This window comes from Streptomyces umbrinus (assembly GCF_030817415.1).
Taxonomy (GTDB): domain Bacteria; phylum Actinomycetota; class Actinomycetes; order Streptomycetales; family Streptomycetaceae; genus Streptomyces; species Streptomyces umbrinus_A.
Map to the genome: position 1 here is coordinate 611,957 of NZ_JAUSZI010000002.1, position 11,781 is coordinate 623,737.

Sequence of the window (11,781 nt, forward strand, 5' to 3'; positions counted from 1 at the left end):
TCAGCGGGTGCCCAGCAGGCCGGCGAGCAGTTGGAGTCGTTCGGCGTCGGGGCCGCCGTCTTCGGCGGTGTAGACGATCAGCATCGGACCGGGATCACCGGGCAGCGGGTACGCGTCCCAGTCCAGGTTCAGTTCTCCGACCAGCGGGTGGTTGACGCACATCCGGCCACGGGTCGTCTCCTCCACGTCGTGGCGGGCCCACAGTGTGGCGAACTCGCCGCTGTGGACTGCGAGTTCACCTACCAGTTCCGCGGCGCGCGGATGGCCCGGATGGGCGGCGACCTGCGCGCGGAGCATCGCGGTCAGCTCGGCGACGGTGGCTGCCCGCTCCGGGCAGGTCTGGTCTGCCTCCGGGTGCAGCAGCAGTGCGAGCAGGTTGCGTTCCGCCCGCGGCCGCTCGGTGAACTCGCCCAGCAGGGCCCCGGCCAGCGGGCTCCAGGCCAGCACGTCCAGGAAGCGGCCGACGACCAACGCGGGCGCGGGCATGGTGTGCAGCAGCCGCAGCGTGGTGGGCGGCACCTCCTCCGGCGCGTGTTCGCGCGGCCGACGGGCGGGCGTGCGCGCGGCGGCGGCGAGGCCGTGCAGATGCCGGGACTCCTCGGCGGTGAAGTTCAGGGCGCGCGCCAGGGCGTCCAGGACCTGCTCGGAGGGGTGTACGTCGCGTCCCTGCTCCATGCGCTGGTAGTAGTCCGAGCTGACTCCGGCCAGCAGGGCCAACTCCTCCCGTCGCAGCCCGGCAACACGCCGCCTCGGGCCCGGTTCCAGGCCAACGTCCTGTGGACGTAGGCGAGTGCGGCGGGTTCGCAGGAACTCGGCGAGTTCGCGCCGGGGATCGTCGGTCACGGCGAGGGCGTCGAGGGAGTCGTCGGTCACGGAGTCAGTATGGCGCGGGCGCGGCCGGGGATGGTGGGTCTGCCAGTCCCAGGAAAAGGCGAACGACCATGATGCGGGCAGTCCGAGGAAGGATCGGACTCACACCAGCCGACCACGGAAGGACCACTGCCATGAAGGCCGCCCAGATCACGAGTTACGGTGCAGCGGATGTCCTGCGGGTCAACGAGGTCGCCCGGCCCGCTCCCGGTGCGGGCGAGGTCCTGGTGTCGGTCGAGGCGTCCAGCGTGAACGGGCATGATGTGATCGTCCGCGCCGGGGAGTTGAAGATGGTCTCCGGCCGCCGCTTCCCGCTCGGGGCGGGGCTGGACTTCGCGGGCGTCGTCGTCGAGACCGGCGCGGATGTCGAGGGCTACCGGGCCGGGGACCGGGTGTGGGGCATGGTGCATCCCCGTAAGCGGCACGTAACCGCTGGAGCCGCCGAGTACGTCGTGGTCCCTGCCGGCCGCATCTCGCTCGTCCCGGCCGGGGTCTCGTCGGTCGACGCGGCCTCCCTGGTCGTCACGGGCGCGACGGCGCTTCTCGCGCTGCGGGACTCCGTGCACGCGGTGAAGGGGGAACGGGTCCTCGTCCGGGGCGCGGCGGGCGGGGTCGGCACGGCCGTCGTCCAACTGGCCCACGCGCTGGGCTGCCACGTGACGGCACTCGCCCGCGACCGCCACGCTCCGGTCCTCACCGGCCTCGGCGCCGACGAGGTCCTCGACTACGGCTCGACCACCTCGGACGCGATCGGCCCCTTCGACGTCATCGTCGACACGGTCGGTACGGAACTGAACTGCTACCGGAGCCGGTTGGCGGCCGGCGGCCGGATGGTCACCGTAGGACTCTCCGCGTCGGCCCTGGCCGCGATCGCCGCGTCGAGTGTGTACGGTTCCCGCCGCGTCCGCACCTTCAGCGCCAACCCCGACACCGCCGTACTGCGCGACCTGGCCGACAAAGTCACGTCAGTTGCGCTGCGCCCGGTGATCGACAGCGTGTACCCGCTCACGGACATCGCGGCTGCGCACAAGGCGTTCGAGCGCGGCGGCGTCGTCGGCAAGCACGTGGTCGCGGTGTCCGCGTAGCTCCGTCGCTCTCGTGGAGAACGGCGCGCAACCGTCCGGGGACTTGGCCACTCGTCGGCGAGGTAGCCGCCGATCACGTCCCGGTTGCGGGCCAGGACGTCGACGCGCTCGGTCAGCCTGTCACGCTCGCGTTCGAGCGCCGCCATGGCCGCAGCGTCGGGCGCCGGATCCGTCGATACGCCCCATCCACCCACCGCCAACCCGTCGCGGCCGCCGGCGCCGCACAGCCCCACATCACCCGGACGGAGCGCCGGCCGCTCGCCTCACCCGCATCTGCATCTGCATCTGCAGGAGGGCGAGGCACGTCGTCCCGAGCGTCCGCATACGCCCACGGGCAGACGAACTCAACCGCGCACACCGGCGTTTGGACCATTGACAGCGATCCGGTCGGCATGGCAGGTTCTCGGTCTGTCCAGCCGAGACAACGTTGTCAAGGAGGTCTGCCCGATGCGGCTGTCCGTCAGACGGATCACGGCCCGCGCAATCGCCGCGGGCGTCAGCCTGCTCATTCCAGGCCTGCTGTTCGGGGGTGTGCTTCCGCCCGTCGCGGCCGCCGCGGAGCCGGTCTCCGACCCCGCCGCACTGGTGAATCCCTTCATCGGCACCCAGAACTTCGGGAACACCTTCCCCGGGGCCGCCGCCCCGTTCGGCATGGTCCAGGTCAGCCCGGACACCGGTGGGCAGGGCGGGTACGACTACCAGCAGGACAAGATCCACGGGTTCAGCCAGACCCACCTCTCCGGAGTCGGCTGCGGTGTCTCCGGGGAGCTGCCCATCATGCCGACGACCGGCGCGGTCGACAGCGTGAACCCGGACACGTACCGCTCCAAGTACTCGCACGACGACGAGGAAGCCACCCCCGGCTACTACCGGGTCGGCCTGTCGACGTACGACATCGAGGCCGAGCTGACCGCCACGAAGCGCACGGGCTGGCAGCGCTACACCTTCCCGGCCACCGGCGCGGCGAACGTGCTGTTCAACACCGGCAAGGCCAACCAGAACGTGTTCGACTCCGAGGTGCACGTGGTCGGGGACCGCACGGTGGAGGGGCGGGTGCGTGCCGGAGGGTTCTGTGCCGGGAAGGACAAGCACACCGTCTACTTCACCGCCACGTTCGACCGGCCCTTCAAGGATCACGGCACCTGGCGCGGTTCAACACCCGAGCCGGGCACGCGAGATGCCGAAGGAGAGGGCAGCAACGGCGCCTGGGTGACCTTCGACGCGACCGACGACCGGGACGCCGTCGTGAAGGTGGGCCTGTCGTACACCGGCATGGACGGTGCCCGGAAGAACCTCGCCGAGGAGACCGGGGACTCGTACGACTTCGACGCCACGCGCGCCGCGCTGCGTGCCACCTGGGAGAAGCAGCTCTCCTCGATCAAGGTCGGCGGCGGGGCTCCGGAACGGCAGAAGGTGTTCTACAGCGCCCTGTACCACGCGCAGTTGCACCCGAACCTGGCCGGTGACGTCGACGGCCGCTACACGGGGTTCGACGGCTCGGTGCACACCGCATCCGACTTCACGCCGTATCAGAACCTCTCACTGTGGGACACCTACCGGCCGCAGAACCAGCTGCTGGAGATGGTGGAGCCACGTGTCGCCCGGGATGTGGCGCTGTCGGTCCTCGCGATCGGCAAGGACGGCGGGTGGCTGCCCCGGTGGGCCCTCGCCAACAGCGAGACCAACATCATGACCGGCGACCCCGTGACGCCGTTCCTCGTCGAGGCATGGTCGAAGGGCATGCTGGCCGGGCACGAGGACGAGGCCTACGCGCTGCTGAAGAAGAACGCGACCAGTACCCCGCCCGCCGACTCCCCGTACAACGGCCGCTCCGCCGTGGACCAGTACAGCGAGCGCGGCTACGTCCCCTCCGGTCTGGAGCTGAAGAAGGACTGCGCGGACAAGGGCGGCGACAACGACTGCACCCACCCGGCTTCGGCGACCCTGGAGTACTCGGCGGCGGACGCGTCACTGGCCCTGATGGCCAAGGGGCTCGGGCACGGCTCCGACGCACGGATGTTCGCGGCCCGCGGCCAGTGGTACCGCAACCTGTGGGACTCCTCGATCGGCCAGTTCCGGCCCCGTACGACCTCGGGGACGTGGATGACGCCGTACGACCCGGTCGAAGCGGGCCACCAGTTCCACGAGGGCGGCGCGTACCAGTACCAGTGGCTCGTGCCGCAGGACCCCGCCGGTCTTGTCGGGCTCATGGGCGGCCGGAAGGCCACGGAGAAGCGGCTCGACTCCTTCTTCGTCTACGACAAGCTGCTCACCGACCCGGCGGGCACGGCACGCAAGGACTGGATCTCTCAGCCGTACGACTACTACGGCAAGCCGACCTACAACCCCAACAACGAGCCCGATCTCCACGCGCCTTACATGTACCTGTGGGCGGGCGCGCCGGCGAAGACGGCGACCGTGGTGCGGGCCGCGATGACGCTGTTCACCAACGGGCCCGACGGCATGACCGGCAACGACGACCTGGGCACCATGTCGGCCTGGTACGTGTTCTCCTCGCTCGGCCTCTACCCGACGATGAGCGGCGGCGACTTCCTCGCGCTGTCCAGCCCGCAGTTCGACTCCGCGGCCATCACGATCGGCCGGTACGGGAAGCGGCAGGGCGGCACGCTGACGATCAAGGCGCCGGGGGCGAGCGACACCAACCGGTACGTACAGGATGTGTCGTTGGACGGCCGCGACGTACGGCGCACCTGGCTGGACTGGGACAAGGTGTCGCACGGCGGCACCCTGGTCCACCGGCTCGGTACGAAGCCGTCGGACTGGGGTACCGGTGCGGGTGCCCAGCCGCCGTCGGTCAACCAGGCGGACGCGGACGGCCGACGGCACCTGGACGCGTCCCTGCGGAGCTCCTCCGATGTCGTCCCGGTCGGCGACACGGCTCAGACCGCCCACCTGACCCTGGATGTCCTCGGCCAGGCCCCTGGTGAACTGCGGGCGTCTGTGACGGCCAAGGCGCCCACCGGCTGGCAGGTGACGACAACTCCGCGCTCACCGCTGCGGATCCGGTCCCAGCACCTGCCCGTGCAGAAGACGGTGTCCGTGAAGGTGACCGTGCCTCCCGGCACCGCCGCAGGTTCCTACCCGGTGCGCTTCACGGTCGAGGCGGAGGGAGCGGGTCGAGTCACCCGGGAAGCCACCGTCGAGGTACGCCCGGCCGCGAAGTGTGCGACAGCCACGGACAAGCAGTGTGCGGTGGACCTGAGCGGGGACATGGCGCACGACGGGACGGCCACCACGGACAATCCCGGCCAGGGTGACTTCGACGGATCCGGCTGGAGTTACGACGCCGGTCTCCTTCCGGCCGCCGGTCCTGTCACCTGGGACGGCGTGACGTACGAGGCACCGGATCCGACGGGGACCGCGGCGAACTTCGTCGAGGCCCGCGGCCAGACGCTGCTGCTGCCCGGCCGCAGCCACGGCACCCTGCGCCTGGTGGCGGCATCGCACAACGGGCCGGTGACGACCGCGCTGACCGTCCGGTACACCGACGGCAGCAGCTCCGAGGTCCCGCTCAAGGTCGGCGACTGGGCCGGCCAGGCCCCCGACGGCACCACCGTCGTCCTCGACATGCCACACCGGATCAAGGCCGGCCAAGGCGTCGACGGGCCACCGGTACGGCTGTTCGGCACTTCCGTCGAGCTGGACGACGCCAAGGAGATGCGCTCGTTGACGCTCCCGGACGATCCGCGGATCGAGGTGTACGCGATCACGCTGTCGTAAGCGGCTTGCGCAGACAGCCGTCGGAAGCCCTCCCCAGCCCCCCATCCGCCTCCGCTCCAGCCTGTCGGCCGGAGCGGAGGTGGGGGGGCTTTTCCTGTGTCGGGGCGGTTGAGTAGTGGTTACTCATGCCATGCCGCAGCAGCGCAAGCCACTCTCTGAGAACCGGCGCGATGCACACCCCACCGGGCCCGGACCACGAGAAGGGACACGGCGGGAAGACGGGCGAGCGGTACACGTGCACGCTCAGCGGAGCAGTGCACAGTCGGCTTTGATCAGGAGGCAGGTATGAGAGGTAAGTTACGGCGCCGAGGCGCCATGGCCGCGGTGGTCGCGGCGCTCAGTGCCGGTGGGATGGTTCTGTCGACCGCGTCAGCGTCGGTGCTGCTCAGGGTGGGGCCAGGGTCACGCACGGTGGTCAGGCCGACTTCTACACCGTGTTCCTGCGGACCTCCCCGACGCGAGCGGGGGCATCTCCTGCTTCCACGTCGACGCCGGCACGGCAGGGCTTGTCGCAGGCACACCGGAACGCAAGATGGGTCTGCGCAGCTCGACCACTACTGAGATGCACTTCGAGGGAGTGGTCATCCCCGAGGACAGACTCGTCGGCGCTCCTGGCCAAGGACTGCAGATCGCTCTGTCGGCTCTCGACGCGGGCAGGCTCGGCATCGCCGCGGTCGCCGTCGGTATCGCGCAGGCCGCTCTGGACTACGCGATCGAATACGCCCGGGAGCGCCAGACGTTCGGGCGCCCGGTCATCGAGCACCAAGGCGTCGGATTCCTGCTGGCCGACATGGCCGCCAGGACCGAAGCCGCGCGCGCGACCTACCTGGTCGCCGCACGTCGCAAGGACAACGGCCGGCCGTACACCCGGCAAGCCAGTGTGGCCAAGCTGATCGCGACCGACACTGCGATGGCGGTCACGACCGACGCGGTGCAGGTCCTCGGCGGCGCGGGATACGTGCTCGACCACCCGGTGGAACGGTTCATGCGGGAAGCGAAGATCACGCAGATCTTCGAAGGCACCAACCAGATCCAGCGCCTGGTGATCAGCCGCCAACTCGCGGATCCCACACGCTGACCACCGCCGCGACGCCAACCCCTCATGTCCGGACGCCAACCCTCATGTCCGAGACACCAATCCACGATGCGTACATGTGAGGAGAACTGCCGTGCAGTATCGCGATGCCGTAGCCGTCGTCTCCGGCGGTGCTTCCGGCCTCGGGCGTGCCGTGGTCGGGCGGCTGCATTTCGAGGGAGCCACCGTGGTGGTTCTGGACCTGCCCACCGGAGCGGGCCGCGAGTTCGCCGACCACCTCGGCAAGCGCGCACATTTCGTAGCGGCCGACGTCACGGACGCGTCCGAGGTGCGGGCGGCGTTCGCCACGGCCGCTGAACTCGGCACGCTGCGCGTGGCCGTCAACTGTGCCGGGGTGGCCACACCCGGTCGGATCATCGGCAGCCGAGGACTGCTCCCGCTCGACCAGTTCCGCCGCGTGGTCGACATCAACCTCGTAGAGACCTTCAACGTCCTGAGCAACGCCGCGGCGGTGATGGCGGGCAACGAACCCGTCGACGGCGACCGCGGAATCATCGTCTGTACGTCCTCCATCGCCGCGTACGACGGGCAGATAGGGCAAGCCGCGTACGCCGCCGGCAAGGGCGGAGTCGCCTCGCTGACGTTTCCTACACGGAGATCAGGGAAGGCCGCGGCACGTCCAAGGGCGGTGTGTGGCTCGACGTGTCCCACCTGCCCCGGCAGACGATCATGAGCCGTCTGCCGAGGGTCCACCAGACGCTGCTGGACCTGCAGATGCTGGACATCACCCGCGATCCGATCGAGATCGCGCCGACCGCTCACTACTCGATGGGCGGGGTGTGGGTCAGTCCCGACGAGCACAGCACCGACGTACGCGGCCTGTACGCCATCGGCGAGGCCTCCAGTGGCCTGCACGGCGCCAATCGCCTCGGTGGCAACAGCCTCATCGAACTGCTGGTCTTCGGCCGTATCGCAGGACAGGCCGCGGCCGCCTACTCGAAGGGGCTGACGGCACAGCCACGGTCGGCGGCCGCGGAGGCCGAGGCCCGGCTCGAGATCGACGGCCTGCTCGCCGCGGACGGCCCCGAGAACGTCCGTGCCCTGCAGCGCGCCAACCGCAACACCATGACCGAGCACGCCGGTGTCGTCCGCGACGAGGAAGGACTGCGCACCGGTCTGGCAGAGCTGGCCGAGATCGACGCGCGCACGGAGAACGTCGGGATCCACCCGGACATCGCCGGCTTCCAGGATCTCGCGCACGCCTTCGACCTCAAGTCCGCGGCGCTCGCCGCTCGCGCCACGATCGAAGCGGCGATCGAGCGCCGGGAAACCCGGGGCTGCCACAACCGCAGCGACTACCCGGACATGGATCCGGCACTGCAGGTCAACCTCGTCTGGTCCCCGAAGACGGGAATCACACACGAAAGCATCGCACCCGTCCCGGACGAGATCGCAGCCGTGATGGAAGAGGTGTCCACCGAAGGCAAGCTCGTGGAGTGACCGACCGATCGGAGCAGTCGCCTGTTCCGTGCGGTGCCGTGCGAGTGGAGAACGCCGTATGAACGATGCAGGTGATTCGGTGTCGATCGCCGATCTGCTCGACGAACGGCGGCATCTCCTGGACGTCGCGCACGGGATGCTCGGCAGCCGCTCTGAGGCGGAGGATGTCATCGCCGAGACCTACCGGCGGTGGTACGAGCTGGCCAGCGCGGCGCGGGCGCGGATCACGACTCCTCGGGCCTGGCTCGAGGAGGTCGTGGGCAGCATCTGCTGCCAGGCTCGGCCGAACGCGCCGGATTCGATGTCCACGGCCGTGGACATCGCGGGACGCACAGAACCGGAGTACGCCGAACCGGCCGACCGCGCGCGGCACAGTCTGCGGGCAATGCACTCGCGTCCCACCACACCGCGGCAGCACGACGCCGTGGTCCATACCGTCCGGCAGGCTTGCGTCACCGAGGACGCGCCTCTTCACGCCTCTCTGCTGGCACCCGACGTGACGGCGTTCTTCGACGGCGGCGGCAAGGTCCGCGCGCCGACGGGGCCCGTCCACGGCAACCTGCACGTCGCCCGCAGCCTGTTGGCCCTGGTCGCCCTGCGCCCACGCATCACCTTGCACACCCACTCGGTCAACGGCCGCACCGGAATCGTTGTGCGCTACGACCGCCAGGTCGCCGTCGTCATCAGCCTCGACATCGACGCTCGCCATGTCGTACAGGTCTGGGTCACCCTCAACCCGGACAAGCTCCGCTCCTGGAACCGGGCACGGGACGGTGGCGGCCCCGGTCGAGGGAACTGAGCGACTCCTCGTCGGCGACGGCTGTCTGCGTCACCCGTACGGTGTTGCCCTCGGTGTCTCCGAGGTGTCGGGTGTCGAGCGAGCGGCGCGGGCATGGTCGGCGGCCCACGCGGAGAGCACTGTCAGGGCCTCGTCCGACGGTGATCCGGGGTCGGCGAGGAATGTGAACAGCGTCTGGTCGGGGTCGCCGGGGAAGGTCAGTGCCTCGGTGCGGAGGGTGAGGCGGCCGGCGATCGGGTGGTGGAGGGTCTTGGTGCCGTGGCTGGGCTCGACGACCTTCTGTCCGGCCCACCAGCGCAGGAAGCGGTCGCTCTTCATGGACAGCTCCCCCACCAGTTCGGCGGTGCGTGTGTCGTCGGGGTGGTGGGCGGCATCCATCCGCAGCGTCCCCACGAACATGGAGGCGGACTTCTCCCAGTCCTGTGCGAAGAGCGACCGCGCGGCCTCGTCGAGGATGACCCAGCGCACGGCGTTCCGGTCCCGGACCGGCATCGCGCCGAAGTCGGCGAGCAGGGCGCGGGCCATCCGGTTGCTCGCCAGGATGTCGGTGCGGCGCCCCAGTACGAAGGCCGGGGTGTCCCCGAGACGCGCGAGCAGCGCATGCACCCCGGGACGTACCTTCTGCACGGTACGGGGTGTGCGGCGCCGGCTCGTGGCCGGTCGGCGCGCCACCGCGTGCAGATAGCTGCGTTCCGCCGGATCGAGCTGCAGAGCGTCCCCGAGGGCGTCCAGGACGGCTTCAGAGGGTGTGATGGGTCTGCCCTGTTCCAGGCGCGTGTAGTAGTCCACGCTGACGCCCGCCAGCGCGGCCACTTCCTCCCTGCGCAGCCCGGGGACCCTGCCCGGGGCCGCGTCACGGATACCGAACTGCTACGGGTCCAGTGCCGCGCGCCGGGCGCGCAGGAAATCACCGAGTCCCTCGTTGCGCTCCATGACCCCATGGTCGCCGGTGCCCGCCCGCCGTGTCCCGGTGAAGGTGGCCCTGCGGATCCCAGGAAGCAGCGGGCCAATCCCATGGCCGCCACACGCCTGTGCCGGCGGTTGGCTGGAGAGCGGGGCTCCCGTCCCGTCCACCGGGCCGTACACGTGACGCACGGCCCACCACAGAAAGTCTCCGCCATGCCTTCCACCTGGCTCATCACCGGCGCGACCTCCGGCTTCGGCCGCCTGGTCGCCGAACGCGCACTCGCCGGCGGCGCCCACGTGATCGCCGTCGGCCGGCGCCGCGACCGGCTCGCCGAACTCGCCGAGAGCGCCCCGCACGGACAGGTCACCCCGGACACCCTCGACATCACCGCACCCGACGCACAGGACGTCCTGGCCGAGGCCGTGCGTTCCGCAGGAGGCCTGGACGTCCTGGTGAACAACGCCGGCTACGGACTGTTCGGCGCCGTCGAACAGGTCGACGCGGACGCGGCGCGCGCGATCTTCGACACCAACGTGCTGGCCAACCTCGCCGTTCTGCGCGCCACCCTCCCCGCCCTGCGGGCCGCCCGAGGCCGGATCCTGCAGACCTCCTCGCTCATCGGCCAGTTCGCCTGGCTCTCCTCGGGCCTCTACTCGGCATCCAAGGGCGCCGTGGAACTGATCAGCGAGGCCCTCGCCCACGAACTGGCCCCCACCGGCGTCAAGGTCACCATCATCGAACCGGGCACCTACGCCACCGAGTTCTCCACCAGCCTCCAGGTCATCGCCCCGAACGACGTCTACCTGCCGACCGTCGGACAGTTCCTCACCGACTTCTCCGCGCTGCCGCCCGAGGCGTTCGGCGACCCCGACACCGTCGCGGACGCCATCATGGCGGTCGCGGAACTGGACGAGCCGCCCCTGCGCCTGGCCGTAGGCGCGGACGCCTTCGAACACATCCGGGCCTCGCTCCGCTCCCGCCTGGCCGAACTCGAGCGCTGGGAGTCCTTCCCGCGCGTCCCCGTGGGCGAACGGGCCTGACCGTCCCACACCACCGACGCACGAGCCGGGCCCCTCTTCTGACGGGCCCGGCGGTGTGCTGACGCGTGCAGTCGACGCCGGCTGGAGCCGAGCAGGACCGGACAGGAGTGTCTGCTCGGCGTCAGCGCGGGCTGATCGCCGCTTCGGCCGCCGTCTTGATCCGGGAACCGAAACCGTCGGCGTCCTTGCGGGCGGCGACCAGCGCCAGGCCGACGAGGAGCTTGCCCAGCCCGTGGCCTTCCAGGACGTTGAAGATACGGACCCGGGTCCTGCCGTCCGCCAGCGACTCCAGGTCGTAGCCGCCTTCGCGTGCCGTCACGCTGTTCTTCGTCACCTCGGCCCACCGGATCTTCACCGGGGCTTCGAGGGTGGTGATGCGGAACTCACGGGCGGTCTTCATCCCGGCGTCCTTGACGGTGCTCCGGAAGACGCTGCCCACGGCCGTGGGGGTGTCGGGGATCCGCTCGATCTTGAGCACCCGGGGGCTGAACTGCGGGTCGTTGCGCCCGTCGGCGAGGTAGGCGAACACCTCTTCGACGGGCCGATCGACCTCGACCGTCGCTTCGAACTGTCCTGACATCGGCACTCCTGACCGGTCGAGCCGCTCCGCGCCGACGCGCCCCCTTCGGCTGCTGTCCGGCGGACCGCCGAGCCTCGTGGGAACCACCTCGCGCACACGCGAAGGAACGCGAGGGCCGCGTCGTACCGCCCGTCCTGTCGTGGCGGCACCGCGACCCTACGGGACCACCGGGCATCTCGCGCGGTAAGCGGCACAACCACGAGCAGGAGGAAGCAGGCCCCGC

General features: G+C 70.2%; 8 protein-coding genes and 2 pseudogenes. 7 read left to right on the plus strand and 3 right to left on the minus strand.

What is annotated here, in order from left to right; all coding sequences use genetic code 11:
• Entirely contained in the window at window positions 1-873 is an 873-nt protein-coding gene (locus QF035_RS03405) for a helix-turn-helix transcriptional regulator (protein WP_307518034.1), read from the minus strand.
• Between the two features lie 131 nt (window positions 874-1,004).
• Here QF035_RS03405 and QF035_RS03410 point away from each other — a divergent pair, with 131 nt between their 5' ends.
• The 6 genes and pseudogenes from QF035_RS03410 (at window position 1,005) to QF035_RS03435 (ending at window position 9,031) form a co-directional block, all read left to right on the plus strand.
• Window positions 1,005-1,955, plus strand: a complete 951-nt coding sequence (locus tag QF035_RS03410) for an NAD(P)-dependent alcohol dehydrogenase (protein WP_307518035.1) — start codon at window positions 1,005-1,007, stop codon at window positions 1,953-1,955.
• Window positions 1,956-2,402: 447 nt separating this feature from the next.
• Window positions 2,403-5,696 carry a GH92 family glycosyl hydrolase gene (locus QF035_RS03415; protein WP_307518037.1) on the plus strand — a complete coding sequence of 1,098 codons (3,294 nt, stop codon included), beginning with the start codon at window positions 2,403-2,405 and terminating at the stop codon, window positions 5,694-5,696.
• A 395-nt stretch (window positions 5,697-6,091) separates the two neighbouring features.
• A pseudogene (locus tag QF035_RS03420) lies at window positions 6,092-6,774 on the plus strand (acyl-CoA dehydrogenase family protein); the annotation flags it as partial.
• 91 nt (window positions 6,775-6,865) lie between these two features.
• Entirely contained in the window at window positions 6,866-7,465 is a 600-nt protein-coding gene (locus QF035_RS03425) for an SDR family NAD(P)-dependent oxidoreductase (RefSeq protein WP_373466601.1), read from the plus strand.
• Window positions 7,357-8,232, plus strand: a pseudogene (locus QF035_RS03430) (FAD-binding protein); the annotation flags it as partial. The gene QF035_RS03425 and the pseudogene QF035_RS03430, both read left to right, overlap by 109 nt.
• A 58-nt stretch (window positions 8,233-8,290) precedes the next feature.
• Window positions 8,291-9,031, plus strand: coding sequence for a sigma factor (locus QF035_RS03435; protein WP_307518038.1), 741 nt, complete (start codon window positions 8,291-8,293; stop codon window positions 9,029-9,031).
• 30 nt (window positions 9,032-9,061) lie between these two features.
• On the opposite strand, the gene QF035_RS03440 is transcribed toward QF035_RS03435, so the two are convergent.
• Window positions 9,062-9,844: a helix-turn-helix transcriptional regulator gene (locus QF035_RS03440; RefSeq protein ID WP_444968428.1), complete on the minus strand. Its 783-nt coding sequence runs from the start codon at window positions 9,842-9,844 to the stop codon at window positions 9,062-9,064.
• Between the two features lie 306 nt (window positions 9,845-10,150).
• Here QF035_RS03440 and QF035_RS03445 point away from each other — a divergent pair, with 306 nt between their 5' ends.
• Window positions 10,151-10,978, plus strand: a complete 828-nt coding sequence (locus tag QF035_RS03445) for an SDR family NAD(P)-dependent oxidoreductase (protein WP_307518039.1) — start codon at window positions 10,151-10,153, stop codon at window positions 10,976-10,978.
• Between the two features lie 121 nt (window positions 10,979-11,099).
• Here the strand turns inward: QF035_RS03445 and QF035_RS03450 are convergent, their stop codons facing one another.
• Window positions 11,100-11,558: an SRPBCC family protein gene (locus QF035_RS03450; protein ID WP_307518040.1), complete on the minus strand. Its 459-nt coding sequence runs from the start codon at window positions 11,556-11,558 to the stop codon at window positions 11,100-11,102.
• Window positions 11,559-11,781 lie beyond the last annotated feature (223 nt).

Excerpts from the sequence above, each read along its gene's own strand:
- QF035_RS03445 (WP_307518039.1), top strand. The coding sequence starts at position 10,151 with ATGCCTTCCACCTGGCTCATCACCGGCGCGACCTCCGGCTTCGGCCGC.
- QF035_RS03435 (WP_307518038.1), top strand. The coding sequence starts at position 8,291 with ATGAACGATGCAGGTGATTCGGTGTCGATCGCCGATCTGCTCGACGAA.
- QF035_RS03450 (WP_307518040.1), bottom strand. The coding sequence starts at position 11,558 with ATGTCAGGACAGTTCGAAGCGACGGTCGAGGTCGATCGGCCCGTCGAA.
- QF035_RS03415 (WP_307518037.1), top strand. The coding sequence starts at position 2,403 with ATGCGGCTGTCCGTCAGACGGATCACGGCCCGCGCAATCGCCGCGGGC.
- QF035_RS03410 (WP_307518035.1), top strand. The coding sequence starts at position 1,005 with ATGAAGGCCGCCCAGATCACGAGTTACGGTGCAGCGGATGTCCTGCGG.